General features: G+C 49.1%; 17 protein-coding genes. All 17 read left to right on the forward strand.

Annotated features, from left to right (window positions below; genetic code table 11):
- The first annotated feature begins 209 nt into the window (after positions 1–209).
- The 17 genes from IEX81_RS15125 (at position 210) to IEX81_RS15205 (ending at position 15,418) form a co-directional block, all read left to right on the forward strand.
- Positions 210–464, forward strand: coding sequence for a Veg family protein (locus IEX81_RS15125; protein ID WP_188804826.1), 255 nt, complete (start codon positions 210–212; stop codon positions 462–464).
- Between the two features lie 206 nt (positions 465–670).
- Positions 671–850, forward strand: a complete 180-nt coding sequence (locus tag IEX81_RS15130; RefSeq protein ID WP_188804828.1) for a small, acid-soluble spore protein, alpha/beta type — start codon at positions 671–673, stop codon at positions 848–850.
- A gap of 117 nt (positions 851–967) precedes the next feature.
- On the forward strand, positions 968–1,846 hold the full coding sequence (ispE, locus tag IEX81_RS15135; RefSeq protein ID WP_188804830.1) for a 4-(cytidine 5'-diphospho)-2-C-methyl-D-erythritol kinase: 879 nt from the start codon (positions 968–970) through the stop codon (positions 1,844–1,846).
- 43 nt (positions 1,847–1,889) lie between these two features.
- Positions 1,890–2,738, forward strand: a complete 849-nt coding sequence (gene purR / locus IEX81_RS15140; RefSeq protein ID WP_188804832.1) for a pur operon repressor — start codon at positions 1,890–1,892, stop codon at positions 2,736–2,738.
- Positions 2,739–2,921: 183 nt separating this feature from the next.
- Entirely contained in the window at positions 2,922–3,212 is a 291-nt protein-coding gene (gene spoVG, locus IEX81_RS15145) for a septation regulator SpoVG (protein ID WP_188804834.1), read from the forward strand.
- Positions 3,213–3,406: 194 nt separating this feature from the next.
- The gene (glmU, locus tag IEX81_RS15150; protein WP_188804836.1) at positions 3,407–4,786 is read left to right on the forward strand and encodes a bifunctional UDP-N-acetylglucosamine diphosphorylase/glucosamine-1-phosphate N-acetyltransferase GlmU; all 1,380 of its coding nucleotides are present in this window, start codon (positions 3,407–3,409) and stop codon (positions 4,784–4,786) included.
- Between the two features lie 18 nt (positions 4,787–4,804).
- The gene (locus IEX81_RS15155; protein WP_188804838.1) at positions 4,805–5,755 is read left to right on the forward strand and encodes a ribose-phosphate diphosphokinase; all 951 of its coding nucleotides are present in this window, start codon (positions 4,805–4,807) and stop codon (positions 5,753–5,755) included.
- 104 nt (positions 5,756–5,859) lie between these two features.
- A complete protein-coding gene (locus IEX81_RS15160) occupies positions 5,860–6,477 on the forward strand; it encodes a 50S ribosomal protein L25 (protein WP_188804840.1) in 618 nt (205 codons plus the stop codon).
- Between the two features lie 273 nt (positions 6,478–6,750).
- Positions 6,751–7,320, forward strand: coding sequence for an aminoacyl-tRNA hydrolase (pth, locus tag IEX81_RS15165; RefSeq protein ID WP_229727639.1), 570 nt, complete (start codon positions 6,751–6,753; stop codon positions 7,318–7,320).
- A 123-nt stretch (positions 7,321–7,443) separates the two neighbouring features.
- The gene (gene mfd, locus IEX81_RS15170) at positions 7,444–10,989 is read left to right on the forward strand and encodes a transcription-repair coupling factor (RefSeq protein WP_188804844.1); all 3,546 of its coding nucleotides are present in this window, start codon (positions 7,444–7,446) and stop codon (positions 10,987–10,989) included.
- Between the two features lie 89 nt (positions 10,990–11,078).
- Positions 11,079–11,615, forward strand: coding sequence for a stage V sporulation protein T (gene spoVT, locus IEX81_RS15175; RefSeq protein ID WP_188804846.1), 537 nt, complete (start codon positions 11,079–11,081; stop codon positions 11,613–11,615).
- A 171-nt stretch (positions 11,616–11,786) separates the two neighbouring features.
- The gene (locus IEX81_RS15180) at positions 11,787–13,406 is read left to right on the forward strand and encodes a putative polysaccharide biosynthesis protein (protein ID WP_188804848.1); all 1,620 of its coding nucleotides are present in this window, start codon (positions 11,787–11,789) and stop codon (positions 13,404–13,406) included.
- Positions 13,407–13,541: 135 nt separating this feature from the next.
- On the forward strand, positions 13,542–13,817 hold the full coding sequence (gene hbs, locus IEX81_RS15185) for a non-specific DNA-binding protein Hbs (protein WP_188804850.1): 276 nt from the start codon (positions 13,542–13,544) through the stop codon (positions 13,815–13,817).
- Positions 13,814–14,068, forward strand: a complete 255-nt coding sequence (locus tag IEX81_RS15190) for an RNA-binding S4 domain-containing protein (protein ID WP_188804852.1) — start codon at positions 13,814–13,816, stop codon at positions 14,066–14,068. The genes hbs and IEX81_RS15190 overlap by 4 nt, the downstream gene beginning before the upstream one ends.
- 78 nt (positions 14,069–14,146) lie before the next feature.
- Entirely contained in the window at positions 14,147–14,452 is a 306-nt protein-coding gene (gene yabP / locus IEX81_RS15195; protein WP_188804855.1) for a sporulation protein YabP, read from the forward strand.
- Complete coding sequence (gene yabQ / locus IEX81_RS15200) at positions 14,449–15,027, forward strand: spore cortex biosynthesis protein YabQ (RefSeq protein WP_188804857.1); 579 nt, start codon at positions 14,449–14,451, stop codon at positions 15,025–15,027. Before yabP ends, yabQ begins: the two co-directional genes overlap by 4 nt.
- A gap of 10 nt (positions 15,028–15,037) precedes the next feature.
- Positions 15,038–15,418, forward strand: a complete 381-nt coding sequence (locus tag IEX81_RS15205) for an FtsB family cell division protein (RefSeq protein ID WP_188804859.1) — start codon at positions 15,038–15,040, stop codon at positions 15,416–15,418.
- Positions 15,419–15,452: the final 34 nt, after the last annotated feature.

Below are 15,452 nucleotides of genomic sequence, written 5' to 3' on the forward strand. Positions count from 1 at the left end.
ACCTGGCTGCTGCCGGTTTTTTTCTGAAAAACCGGACGGCTGAATTTTATCGCTAATTAATGCGCATATTAGTAAAGGAAACAAAAAGGGTATTGAAGAAATCATCAAAAACATTGACAGTCATAACGATTTCTTGATATAATCAAAAATATTTGACTTTTTGGCATCCATTATGATACACTTATAATTAAGCGAGGTGGATTGTCGAGATGGGAAAAACCATTAATGATATCAAAGGCGCTTTAGATGAACGCGTGGGCAAGCGTTTGACGCTTAAAGCAAGCGGAGGCAGGCGTAAAACCATTCAGCGCATCGGTGTTTTGGAAGGGACCTATCCGTCTGTGTTTATCGTGCGTCTGGATAAAGATTCGAATAGCTACGACCGTGTATCCTACAGCTACACGGACGTGTTGACGGACTCGGTAGAACTCACCTTTTTAGAGGAAATAGCAAGCGGACAGTAAGTACTGTTTTTTCGAAAAGCAATTGACTGTTTGGACGGATGCGTGCACCCGCTTTTTTTGTTTCCGCACAAATGGATGCAAAAACGGATGGGCGCATTTATACGAACGGGATCGCTTTCTTTATATGCAGCCGCATGTGTGTATAGAAAAGGGCCGATCGACGCAACCTATTCCTGCTCGACCATTGGAAAGGGGTTGTACCGATCATGGCCAGACGAAAAGGCATCATGTCTGAAGCATTTAAAATAGAACTTGCCAAAGAGCTGGGATTTTATGATACGGTAGAAAAAGAAGGATGGGGCGGCATCCGGGCCCGTGATGCGGGCAACATGGTCCGGCGCGCCATCGAGAAAGCCGAACAGCAGATGACGACTCGAGCTGATTAAGGCACGATGATTGAGCATGAAAAAAGGGGTTTTTGCCGAATACAAAGGCAGAACCCCTTTTTCTTACGGCCGGTTTCCGATATGATGAAAGATATGAATAAGAAACGAGGGAAACGATTGAAAGTACTTGAAAAAGCGCCGGCAAAAATAAACTTGTCCCTTGATGTGCTCGGTAAACGGGAAGACGGATACCACGAAGTCAGAATGGTCATGGCAACCATTGACCTGGCCGATCGGGTCGAATGCGAAAGCCTGCCGGAAGACAAAATTGTTATCCGGACAACCGCACCCTATGTACCGGAGGACAATCGCAATTTTGCCTATCAGGCCGCTAAAATCATCAAAGAGAGATATTCTATTCGTACCGGAGTGGAGATCTCCATAGATAAGCAGATACCCGTTGCTGCAGGGCTTGCGGGCGGGAGCAGCGATGCGGCGGCAACGATTCGCGCACTGAACAGGCTCTGGAAGATCGGTATGACTTATGAATCCATGCTTGACATTGCGAAGAAGGTTGGATCGGATGTTGCCTTCTGCATCAAAGGCGGTACCGCACTGGCTACGGGCAGGGGAGAGAAGATCAGTCCGCTGCCTCCGCTGCCCCAATGCTGGATCGTCCTCGTAAAACCGGATGTTTCTGTATCGACTGCCCAAATTTATCGCGAATGGGATGATCAGCCTGCTTTGCATCCCGATGTCGACGCAATGATTGCCGCCATAATGCATGGGGACTTTCAGGCGATCTGCCATTTGCTGGGTAATACTCTCGAAGCCGTGACGATGAAAAAAGTCGACGAAATTGCACGGATCAAGGCCCACATGAGGCGGATCGGGGCGGAAGGGATCCTGATGAGCGGAAGCGGCCCGACTGTGTTCGCCCTGACACAGCGCGAGACGAGGATGCAGCGATTACTGAACGGAATGAAGGGTTATTGTCCCCAGGTTTTTGCCGTGCGGCTATGCAGGTCGGCCGAACTCTTGTCTAAATACGAATAAAGGTGTAGAATTGCTTTAAATTATTCGGATTTGGAGGGCTGTCATGAAACTGAAACGAAGCAGCAGGTTAGTGGATATCACTGCATTTCTGCTGCAGCATCCCCACCAGATTATTCCGCTGTCGTATTTTTCAGATCGGTACGAATCTGCGAAATCTTCAATCAGCGAAGATCTGGCCATTATAAAAGATAATTTCGAGTCTCTGGGGGCCGGACGACTGCATACGCTTGCCGGTGCAACGGGCGGCGTCAGCTATATGCCATGCATGGGCCGCCAGGAGGCGGAACAATTGCTTGGAAAGCTGAAAGAACAAATGACACGGGCAGATCGGCTGCTTCCCGGAGGCTATCTGTATATGACGGATATTCTTGGCAAACCGGAGTATGTCAATGCAATCGGCCGTTTAATTGCTTCCGTTTACATAGATGAAAAAATCGATGCGATAATGACGATGGAAACAAAAGGCATTCCGCTTGCCTACGCGGTCGCTTCCCAGCGCAGCGTCCCGGTAGTGGTTGTGCGCCGGACAAGCAAAGTCACTGAGGGGTCGACCGTCAGCATTAATTACATTTCGGGTTCATCCAAAAGGATTCAGACGATGGTGCTGCCTCGGCGCAGCTTAAAAGAGAACGCACGGGTGCTGATCGTCGATGATTTTATGAAAGCGGGAGGCACAATGAAAGGCATGATGAACCTTTCCCGGGAATTTGGCGCGGTTGTCGCAGGAATGGCCGTGTTTGTCGAGAAGAAAGACGAACAGCGGAAACTGGTTAACCATTATACATCGTTATTGAAGCTCTCTATTACGGAAACAGAGAACACCCTGAAGATTGAAGACGGCAATGTGATGGAGAGGCTTTCCGATTGTTCGGCTCCGATTAAAAACGCTTAGTTTCCCTCAGGGCGAAAGGCTCGGGCATGGATGATTGCCCGTTCCCTGAAGCTTTCCAAATTTGTCCAATAAAAGTTTTAAAATGTTTCGATTCTTTTCTGACTTTTGCAGGATTTCACTCTTTTATGTTGAAACATGTAATAAGGGTTTCGCATTCATGGGAAAAAGGGTGGTGTCCAAACAATGGAAATTACAGATGTCAGATTACGGCTTGTGAATACGGATGGACGTATGAAAGCCATTGCTTCAATAACGATAGACAAAGAATTTGTCGTTCATGACATTCGTGTGATTGACGGAAACAACGGTATGTTTGTCGCCATGCCGAGCAAAAGAACACCTGACGGAGAGTTTCGGGATATTGCTCATCCGATTACATCAAACACGCGTGAAAAAATTCAGACCGCCGTTTTAAACGAATATCAGCATGCCTGCGCGGAAGATCCCTCTTTTGAACAGGCTGGCGCTTCATGAAAATAAAATAGGGTTTCCAAGGGACCTTCTGTCAGCGGTTCCTTTTTAATTTCGCCGGCAGATGCGGAAAATAAGGCGGCTGCCCGGCTTCCGGCCTGTCCGGAGTTTCGGCTGACACCCTTGAAAAAGGGCTGTTTTTAAGCTATAGTCTAAAATGGACGCAGAGGATCAATGAAGAGGTATGGGGGTTTATCATGTCAAATCGCTATGCGATCATTTTAGCCGCCGGTCAGGGCACGAGAATGAAATCGAAGCTCTATAAGGTTTTGCATCAGGTTTGCGGAAAACCAATGATCAGGCATGTTGTCGACGAAGCGAGCCAAACACAGTTTTCAAAAATATACGTTATTGTCGGCCATGGAGCCGATGCCGTCAAGGCATGTATCGGAACGGATGCCGAATGCCTTCTGCAAGAGCAGCAGCTGGGAACGGCGCACGCCGTCCGTCAGGCTGCAGAACGGCTTGCCGGGCTCGACGGAACAACCGTGGTGCTTTATGGAGATACCCCGCTGATTACCCATGAAACGATTGAAAAACTGATCGATTTTCAGGAACAGAATCATGCGGCGGCAGCCGTTCTGACAGCCAGAATCGGAGATCCGTCGGGTTACGGGCGCATCATCCGGGACGGCTCCGGAAACCTTGCGAAGATTGTTGAGGATAAGGATGCGACGCCTGAAGAGAAGAAGGTGCTGGAAATTAATACCGGCATTTACAGTTTTGACAACCGCAAACTGTTCTCCCTTCTCGGCAAGGTCGAAAACAATAATGCCCAGGGCGAGTATTATCTTCCAGACGTTATCGGACTTCTCGTTCAGGCCTCCGAGAGAGTGCTCGCTTATCAGACGGAGCATTTTGAGGAAACGGTCGGCGTGAATGACCGGCTTCAGCTGGCCTCCGCTGAAAAGTACATGCGCACGCGTGTTAACCGGCATCACATGAGACAAGGTGTGACACTCATAGATCCGGAGAGTACTTATTTGTCGGCGGAATGTACGATCGGCGCTGATACGGTTATTTATCCGGGAACCGTCATTTCAGGACAGACACATATTGGCGGCGGCTGTACGATTGGTCCCCACACCCGGATCAGAAATTGCGAGATTGGAGAGGAAACGGTCGTTGAGCAGTCGGTTCTCGAAGACAGCTGGGTCGGCAGTCACGTGCAGATCGGACCGTTCGCCCATATCCGTCCGCTCTCGAAGATCCATGATCAGGCGAAAATCGGCAACTTTGTCGAGGTGAAAAAGTCGGAGATCGGAGAGGGCAGCAAAGCATCGCATCTGACCTATCTTGGGGACGCCGTTCTCGGTAAAGATGTAAACATGGGCTGCGGCACAATCACAGTGAATTATGATGGAAAAAATAAATTTACAACACATATCGGGGACGGAGCTTTTATCGGATGCAACGCCAATCTGGTGGCGCCGGTTACGATCGGCGATGGGGCCTTTGTGGCTGCCGGATCGACAATTACCGAATCGGTAAATGCGGATGCACTCGCTATTGCGCGGTCGCGGCAGGTAAACAAAGAAAACTATGCCTTAAAGTTAAACTACAGGACTAATAAATAACTGGAGGGAACCACTAGAATGGTCAGCTATCTTGATCCAAATCTGAAAGTATTCAGTCTTAATTCCAACCCCGATCTGGCGAAGCAGATCGCCGAACATATCGGTATCCATCTTGGGGAATGCCTGGTCTCGTCGTTCAGCGACGGCGAGATTCAGATCAGCATTGAAGAAAGCATCCGCGGCAGTGAAGTCTATGTTATTCAGTCGACGAGCGATCCGGTCAACCAGCACCTGATGGAACTGCTGATTATGATCGATGCTCTGAAAAGGGCTTCGGCAAAAACGATCAATGTTGTCATTCCCTATTATGGCTATGCGCGGCAAGACAGAAAGGCGCGGTCGAGAGAGCCGATTACGGCTAAACTGGTCGCCAACCTGCTGGAAACCGCCGGAGCGTCGAGAATTCTGACAATGGATCTTCACGCGCCTCAGATTCAGGGCTTCTTTGACATCCCTGTAGATCAGCTGCTTAGCGTACCGATCCTTTCCGAATATTTTATGAGTAAGAAACTTGAAGATATCGTTATTGTCTCCCCGGATCATGGCGGTGTGACACGTGCCAGGAAAATGGCTGATCGCCTGAAGGCACCGATTGCGATCATTGATAAACGGCGTCCGCGTCCGAACGTTTCAGAAGTTATGAACATTATCGGTGATATTCAGGGGAAAACGGCAATCATTATTGATGACATCATTGACACGGCGGGAACGATTACGCTGGCGGCCAATGCACTGGTTGAGCGCGGCGCAAAAAAGGTGTATGCTTGCTGTACGCATCCTGTTTTATCGGGGCCTGCCATAGACCGGATTCAGGCTTCGGCGATCAGCGAACTCGTCGTCACAAACACCATTCCGCTGCCGGAGCAGAAAAATATCGATAAAATTGTACAGCTTTCTGTTGCTCCGCTTGTGGGCGAAGCGATCATTCGCATTCACGAGAAGCTGTCCGTAAGCCGGCTGTTTAATTAACGGCGGACGGATCATGTCTTGCCCGTAACGGCCGATGAATTTGTATGAAAATAGGGCAGGATGAAAAAGAAAAACGATAAATTATTTAGAAGGAAGTGCAGAACATGGCAACATTAAATGCGGTTATCCGCGATCATTTCAAAAAATCAGTTGCTAAAACGCTGAGAAAAGAAGGCCAGATTCCCTCTGTTGTTTACGGCAAAACGGTGGGCAATGAATCGATAGCAGTCAGCGCCGGAGAAGTGGACAAGCTTTTTCGCAGCGAAGGAAGAAATGCGATCATTACGCTGAACATCGGTGACAAGAAAAAATATACGGTTATGGCTCATGATTTACAGTTCAATAATTTGAAGGGCACGATCCAGCACATTGATTTTCTTGAAATCAATATGAACGAAGAAATTGATGCCGTTGTTCCTGTTGTTCTGCAGGGGACCGAAGAAGTTGAAGGCAGCGGAGCGGTCGTAAACCACCAGTTGAACGAGCTGACTGTACGCGCATTGCCGAAGGATTTGCCAAGTTCGATCGAAGTCGATGTGTCCAAACTTGCAGTCGGTGAAAATATCCGGATCAACGATATTGATGCAAAGAACGGCTACACGATCATCGGTGATCCTGAAGAAGTTATTGTCTCGGTTTCCTACGGCGGCAAGAATGAAGAAGCAGAAGAACCGTCTGCAGCTGAAGGCGCTCAGGCCTCAGAAGAGCAACCGGCAGAATAAGTCAATTTTGACATAGAGTCAAACCGGGCGTAACGACTGAGTTACGCCTTTTTTGCACTATAGGAAAGTATAAAAATTTTAAGGATTATAGTGTAAACGACCGAACAGATCGCCGCGTCCTGCGGCATGTTCGGCATTAGGCCGTCCTGGCCCCCGCAACTAAGGCTCAGCCTACGCCAGGGCTTGGCTTTGCCAAGTTTTTCGTTAATACCATCCTGTGTATCACACAGAAACCGCCGCTTCCTATGGCGGCGGGAAAGCGAGGAAGAATTTGTGAAGATCATCGTCGGGCTGGGCAATCCCGGTTCTGAATATGCGCATACAAGGCATAACATAGGTTTTGAAGTTATCGATGGCCTTGCGGAACGGTATCATATTGCTTTGTCAAGAAACAAGTTCAAAGCTTTGTACGGCAAAGGGGTCATCGATGGTGAAGAAGTCCTGCTTGTGAAGCCGCTTACGTTTATGAATGCATCCGGTGAGGCGGTCGGACCGCTGATCCGTTATTATAAGCTGTCTGCCGACGATTTGCTTGTGATTCATGATGATCTGGATCTGCCGGTTGGCAAGATCCGTCTGAGGCAAAAAGGCAGCGCAGGAGGGCATAACGGTCTGAAGTCGGTCATACAGCATCTGAATACCCAGGATTTTGACAGGGTAAAAGTGGGCATCGGCCATCCTCAGGGATCACATCAGGCGGTGATCCATTATGTCTTGAATGGTTTTTCAGGTGAAGAAGCCGTGCTGATCGGCACTGCGATTGATCGGGCTTCCGAGGCAGCCGCCGAATGGGTGACGGTACCTTTCCCGCAAGTGATGAATAAGTATAATGCGAATAAGTAACGGTGTGAACGGGAATGATGTTCTTAAGATATTCTCAAAATATCATTTGGCTGGAAGAATCATTATAGGAGCTTTGGCGGTCTGCCAAGGCGTTTTTCGGGTTGATGAAAGTGAGGGTTGCCAATGTTTGGCCTAAGTGCGTTTTATAAGCAGAGAATTGATGAGATCCGGACCGTTTTGACCGGATATGAAGGCGGCATGACCCAGCAGCTTGTTTCCGGTCTTTCAGGCGGGGCCAAATCTCTCTGGATCGCTGCGCTTTACCGTGAAAGGTCGGAAGCTGTGGTTGTGGTTACCCACAATCTGTATCAGGGACAGAAACTCTTCAACGATTTGGAAGAATTGATAGATTCCGAGGAGCTTTATCTCTATCCGACCAATGATCTGATCGCCTCGGATCTTGCCGTTGCGAGCCCTGAACTGCTTTCTCAGCGTATCGACGTTCTTAACCGCCTGGCTCAGGATAAAAAATGCCTTGTTGTCGTTCCTGTTGCCGGGCTGAAGCGTCTGCTCGCGCCGCTTTATTTGTGGAGGGCAAGCCTCATTCATCTTGACGAGGGGAGACGGATTGATCTGGAGGCACTCGTTAAGAAGCTGACGGCGATCGGATACGAGCGCGAGTCCATGGTGACCGGTCCAGGGCAGTTCAGCCTGCGCGGCGGTATTATCGATGTTTTCCCGCTGACAGAGGAGCATCCGGTCCGAATTGAGCTCTTTGACGATGAGCTGGACTCTGTCCGTTTTTTTGACAGTGAGACGCAGCGATCTTTGGAGAAGGTAACCGGGGGACTCGTGATCGGACCGGCACGCGAATTGCTGATTTATGAAAAGGAATTTGACCGTGCGTCAGCGGGGCTGGAAAAAGCTCTGAAGACAACGCTGGGGAAAATAAAGAATGAGCAGGCTAAAGAGCTGCTCAGCGATCGGATCGGATCCGACATCGAAGCCTTGCAGCAGCACGGGATTTTTCAGGATATAGCAAAGTATACAGCCCTTTTTTATGAGAAACAGACAACGATCATCGACTATCTTCCGCAAAATGCTTTAATCATTTTGGATGAAATCAGCAGAGTTCAGGAAATGACGGAGCAGCTTGATAGGGAAGAAGCCGAGTGGCAGGTATCCATGCTGCAAAGAGGAGAGATGGTCAGAGACGTGCCGCTGACGGTGGAGTGGCCGAAACTCGTGGAGCATATTCGGCAGCCGCTTCTGCTCCTTTCGCTGTTTTTGCGTTATCATGGCCAGTTTCAGCCGCAGAACGTTATTAATATGACATGCCGGTCGATGCAGAATTTTCATGGCCAGATTCATCTGTTGAAATCGGAAATCGACCGGTGGATGAAGAGTGATTATTCCGTTGTTTTTCTAGCGTCGGATAAAGAAAGAGCAGGACGTCTGGATCAGGTGCTCTCAGATTACAGTATTCAAACGGAATCTGTGAATCAGGAGACAATGCCGGCCGCCGGGAAGATCCAAGTCACGGTAGGCCGGATGGACAGCGGGTTTGAGATGCCGCTAAAGAAACTGGCCGTCATCACGGAAAAAGAGGTATTCACGAAAAAAACGGCCAAAACACCCCGCAAGGGCAGGAAACTCTCCAATGCGGAGCGTCTGAAAAATTATAATGAATTGAAAATCGATGATTATGTCGTCCATGTTGATCACGGCATCGGCCGCTATGCCGGAATTGAAACACTCGATGTTAACGGCATCCATAAAGATTATTTGCAAATCATCTACAAAGGAAACGACAAGCTTTATGTACCGGTCGAACACATCGATCAGGTACAGAAGTATGTTGGTTCAGAAGGCAAGGAGCCAAAGCTCTATTCGCTTGGCGGCAGTGAGTGGAAAAAAGTCAAAAGCAAGGCCCGATCTTCGATTCAGGATATCGCCGACGATTTGATCAAACTGTATGCGAAGCGTGAGGCAAGCAAGGGCTACGCTTTTGGCAAAGACGGACCCGCGCAGCGCGAATTTGAGTCGGCATTCCCGTATCAGGAAACGGCCGATCAGCTTCAGGCGATTGAGGAAATCAAGAAGGACATGGAAAGCGAAAAACCGATGGACCGGCTGCTTTGCGGCGATGTCGGTTACGGCAAGACCGAAGTTGCACTGCGTGCGGCCTTCAAAGCGATCGCAGACGGAAAACAGGTCGCCTTTCTTGTACCGACCACGATCCTGGCTCAGCAGCATTTTGAAACAACACGGGAACGCTTTGAGGAATTTCCCGTTTCTATCGGCCTGCTCAGCCGATTTCGTTCGCGCAAGGAGCAGTCGGAGACTCTGAAGGGGCTGGAAGACGGCACGGTTGACCTTGTCATTGGTACGCATCGATTACTGTCGAAAGACGTGAAATTTAAAGATCTCGGACTCCTGATCGTTGATGAGGAGCAGCGTTTCGGGGTTTCACACAAGGAGAAGATCAAACGCCTGAAGGCGAATATCGATGTTCTGACCTTAACCGCGACGCCGATTCCGCGAACGCTGCATATGTCTATGCTCGGCGTGCGCGATCTGTCGATTATTGAAACACCGCCGGAAAATCGCTTTCCTGTACAGACCTATGTGACGGAATACAACTACACCCTGATTCGCGAGGCGATTGAACGTGAGATGGCGCGAGGCGGACAGGTCTATTTTCTTTATAACCGTGTCGAGACCATTCAGAGAATGGCCGAAACGATTTCTCATCTTGTTCCGGATGCGGCGGTGACCTATGCCCACGGACAGATGAAAGAGTCGGAACTGGAGTCGTCCATGATTGATTTTCTCGACGGTACTGATGACGTTCTGGTCAGCACAACGATCATTGAGACGGGTGTGGATATCCCGAATGTCAACACGCTGATCGTCTATGATGCCGATAAAATGGGCCTTGCCCAGCTGTACCAGCTGCGCGGGCGTGTCGGCCGTTCCAACCGGGTGGCCTACGCTTACTTTACTTACCAGCGTGACAAAATCATGAATGAAGTCGCGGAAAAACGGCTTCAGGCGATCAAGGAGTTCACGGAGCTTGGATCGGGATTCAAGATTGCCATGCGCGACCTGTCGATCAGAGGCGCCGGCAATCTGCTTGGCGCGCAGCAGCACGGATTCATTGATTCGGTCGGCTTTGATCTTTATTCACGGATGCTGCAGGATGCCGTGGCCGAACGCAGGGGCGAGACGAAGGAGTCCGAGGCACCGCCTAAAGTGTCGATTGAAATGGATATCGATGCCTATATCCCCGATACGTACATTCAGGATTCGCTCCAGAAAATCGATATGTACAAACGGTTTAAAGCAGCGGAAACCATGCAGTATATTGAAGAACTTGAAGATGAAATGATCGATCGTTTCGGCGATTATCCGCGTGAAGTAGCCGACCTTTTTAAAGTGGCCGAACTGCGTGTAATGGCGGACAAACTGATGATTGAGGAAGTTAAGCAGAAGGATGCCGAGCTCACCATTATTTTTTCAGAAAGAGGCTGGAAGGCGCTGGACCGTGAAGCGCTTTTCAAGTCGATCAGCCGCATGGGTCCGGGTGTCGGCCTGGGATCTGTCGGGAAGAAAATGAAAGTGACGATAAAGCGTGACGGAAGGGCGGCCGGGCCGATGATCGGCGAAGCGACCGAATTGCTGAAGGGAATTTATCAATTGCGGGCGGCATCGGAAAAGGCAGGTTAAATTTGAGGGAATATGCATAGTTTAGCCGGGAGCGCAGATAATAACGCAAGGAATAGATGATTATTAGCGGAAAGTGAGGACATCCTTGTATGAAAGCAACCGGCATTGTCCGCCGAATCGATGATCTTGGGCGAGTGGTTATTCCCAAAGAAATACGCCGCACGCTGCGCATTCGAGAAGGGGATCCTTTAGAAATTTTTGTGGATCATGATGGCGAAGTGATCTTAAAAAAATATTCGCCAATGAGTGAACTCGGTGATTTTGCCAGGGAATATGCAGAATCTCTTGCTGAGAACTCAGGCAAGCTGACGATGATCAGCGATCGCGACGCTGTGATTGCGGTCTCGGGCGGCTCAAAGAGGGATTTTCTTGACAAAAGAATTCTGTCCGTGCCGGAGAGAGCAATGGAACTTCGCCAGACGATTCTTGAACAGAACAAAGGGGAGCCGCTGACTGAGGGGAATGAGGGCATGACGGGTCCTTATGTTGTTGCGCCGATTATCGCCGGCGGCGATCCGATCGGCACGATTATGCTGATTGCCAAAGAAAAATCACCTTTAGGCGACGTGGAAGTGAAACTCGCCGAAACGGCCGCCGGGTTTCTGGGACGTCAAATGGAACATTAAGGAAAGAACTGAAGTCCATAATCATGAGTAAGCAGAAAGAGAGACCGGCATCTGTCTCTCTTTTACTGTGCCGTAAAAAACGATCTTGTCAAAAAACAATATATTTTACCGTCAAAACGGGGAACTTGTGTTATAATCCACTTTAGAATTTCGGACAAAGGTGGCGTGGACGTGCAGGATGCAAATAGAGAAGGCCGCGCGATATGGCGGGGAGCGGTGATTTTGACCGTGGCGGCGCTTCTGGTTAAAATCATGAGCGCGGCCTACCGGCTTCCTTACCAGAATCTTGCCGGGGATGTCGGCTTTTATGTGTATCAGCAGGTCTATCCATTTTACGCCGTGGCTGTCGCACTGAGCGGGACAGGATTTCCGATTGTCATCTCGAAGTTCATCGCGGAAGCAAAAAATGGCGGGGGCTTCAGGAAGGAGGCACAGATTCGCAGGCACGCACTCATCGCCCTGTTTATTCTCTGCGGCCTGTTTTTCTGCCTCCTTTTTCTTTTTGCCACTCCGCTTACTGAAGTGATGGGCGATGAACGGTTATCCTCTCTGATCAGAATCTCTGCTTTTATTTATTTATTTGTTCCGCTGATCGCAGTTTTACGTGGCAATTTTCAGGGGGAAAATCAAAACATGATGCCGACCGCGCTCTCGCAGATCGGCGAACAGGTGGCTCGCGTGCTGCTGATCATCGGCTCCTCGTGGTACTTGTTTCTGCATCATGGAGATCCCTATCAGTTCGGCAGGGCCGCCACGATCGGTTCGGTTGCGGCACCGGCCGTCTCGCTGATCATTCTGCTCCTCTACTTTCGGAAGGAAGAGCTGCCATCTGCCCGCGGAGCAGATAGGGCGTACAGCCGGATTGACTGGCACTTGGTTAAAGACCTGCTGATTAATGGCTGCCTGTTTTCGCTGCTCGCGCTTCCGCTTGTTTCTTTTCAGTTGATTGACTCGCTGACCGTCATACCGTTGTTGAACCATGCACATGTTCCGGACCCCATGGAACAAAATGGAATCTATGATCGTGCGTACGCGCTGACTCAGTTCGGAATGATTGCGGCCGCATCATTAACGGCAACGATTGTTCCCGGCCTTGCCAAACTTTCCGCCTTGAGAAAAAAACGGGAAATTCAGCGCCAGGCATCTCTTGCCCTAAAGATCAGCCTCGCTTTTGGTTTGGCTGCGGCCGCCGGTCTGGCCGTGATCAGCAAAGAAGTGAACATTATGCTTTTCAGGAATGCGGAAGGATCGTTTTCTTTTGCTCTGGTCGCATTTACAATGCTGACGCTCTCGCTGATTCTGACTGCCTCGGGAATCCTGGAGGCGACCGGCCGGCCGTGGCTTCCGTTTCTCTATCTGATGGCCGGAGTGGCAGTTAAGCTTGTCGGCAACTATCTTCTGATTCCCTTCTTTTCAATTAATGGGGCCGCGGCGGCCACATGTCTTGCGACGGCACTTACTGCCTGGCTGAATGTCCGGTGCCTGCGGCGCAAGTCGCTTGCGGCAGCCCTGCAGTTCCGGCTCATTCTTAAGCTGTGCGCGGCCGCCTCCGGAATGGTTCTCGCTGTTCTGATCTGGAAACTGTTAATTGTTGAATGGGAAAGCAGGCTTGCGGATTCGCGCCTGCTCGCGACGGGCATCGCATTGTCGGGAGCCCTGCTCGGCGGCTGTGTTTTTCTGTTTTTGATTTTTATTTTACGTTATTTTGATTCGGCTGATTTTAAACGGCTCCCCATGATCGGCCGCTGGCTGAATAAGAGTCCGGACAAGGAAAGCAAAATTTCGGAGTAAGAAGTTTCCGGCCGCTTAAGACGGGCAATTTAACTGGGATCATGGATAAAGATATGATAGAATGAAGAAAAACCGGAGCGCATCTCTTGTGGCCGCTTATAGAAACGATAATTTAAATTCGGAGGTTTGAGCAAAATGAACAAAAACGAGTTGATTCAGAAAGTTGCAGAAAAAACGGGAATCGCCAAAAAAGATACAGAAGTGGTGGTCAATGAAACACTTGATGAAATCATCTCCGCTTTGAATAAAAACGAAAAGGTGCAGTTTGTCGGTTTCGGGACTTTTGAAGTCCGGGAAAGGGCGAGCCGTACAGGACGCAATCCGCAGACCGGAGAAGCGATTACCATACCGGCTACCAAAGTACCGGGGTTTAGGGCGGGCAATAAACTGAAGGACGCCGTGAAAAAATGAGGCTTGACAAATTTTTGAAGATTTCGCGTCTTATTAAAAGGCGTACGGTGGCTAAAGAACTTGCAGATCAGGGCCGCGTCGATATCAACGGCCAGCCTGCAAAAGCGAGTTCGGCCGTAAATGCGGGTGATGTTCTGACGCTGCACTTCGGCCAGAAACCGATGAACGTGCGTATCACCCTTTTAAAAGAAACGGTGAAGAAAGAAGAAGCAGCCTCTCTCTATGAAATCATCGGGGACTCCCAAAACTGACAGCGCAGAATCCCGGCACGCACGGTGTTCTAAATTGGACGACTTTCTCATAGTGTAAGAAAAAGAGGAGGGAGTCCAATGAGTCAATACTACACGTCGGTGCCGAACAAAGACAAGCCTGCACAAAACCATGACATTGTGATCAGGAATCGCAAAACAATCGAAATAACCGGGGTTAAGCACGTCGAAAGTTTCGACCATGAAGAATTTTTGCTGGAGACCGTCATGGGCTTTCTTGCCGTTAAGGGCGCTCATCTGAAGATGCAGAACCTGAATGTGGAACAGGGTTCGGTCGCCATTGAGGGGAAAATATTCGAGATCAGCTATCTGGACGATCAGGATGGAGAGCCTTCCAAAGGGTTCTTCAGTAAACTATTTAAATGACGCTGAATGAACAGTTTGCTTCCCTGATTTTGATGACGCTGATGGGCGTTTGGATCGGAGCCTCATTCTCGATTTACCAGCGTTTTGTTCATCCGCCAAGAAGACATCGATGGATCCTGCTGCTTACGGACCCCCTTTTCTGGATGATTCAGGCCGTGCTGCTTTTTTCGTTTCTGCTCCCGGTGAACCAGGGGCAGCTGCGCCTGTATCTCATTCTCGGGGCGGCACTCGGCTTTTCCTTCTATAAAGTTTTTATAGAAAAATTTTTTATGCACATTCTTGACGGGATCATTACAGTGGTTGTCCGAATATGGCGTTTTTTCGCAAAAACAGTCTACCATTTGTTCTTGTATCCACTTTATTTCCTATTGAAGCTCACCTATATATTGTGTAGAATGACAGTAAGAATAGTTCTTAAATTCCTGTTTTTTTTGCTGATCCTTCCAATGAAAATTCTGCGTGGAATATTCAGGATGATTTTACCGGAAAAGTGGCTGATCAACATTAAAAAACGGACAGTTCAAATAGAGCAGCGGATAATGAAATGGGTGTCTTTTTTGACGGGACGAAGATAGGAGGATCGCAATGGAAAATGCAGGTATTCAGCGTGTGACGCGTCTTCAGACGGATTACGTGCAGTCACTGGAAATTATTGAAAAGAGGCGAAAGAAGCGCCGCAAAGGCTTGATTCGGCGTTTGGCCGCTTTTGCCGTGGCTTTCACTGCTATCTGCGTTTTCATGGTATCCTCGCTTGTCTCGCAGACCCACAGTCTGGACAGCGCGCAGGCCCAGAAATCAAAGCTGGAAAAAAAACTGAGCGCCCAGAACGCGCATGATGGCCAGCTGAAGCAGCGCATTCATTTGTTAAATGATAAGAATTATATCGGCGAGGTTGCAAGGCGGGACTATCTTTTATCAAAAAATGGCGAGATTATTTTTTCAAAACCCAGTACTGACGGGCGTTGACAGGCTCTTTTTTAGCTATGTATAATAAAATATT

The organism is Sporolactobacillus putidus (assembly GCF_014647035.1).
Classification (GTDB): Bacteria; Bacillota; Bacilli; order Bacillales; family Sporolactobacillaceae; genus Sporolactobacillus; species Sporolactobacillus putidus.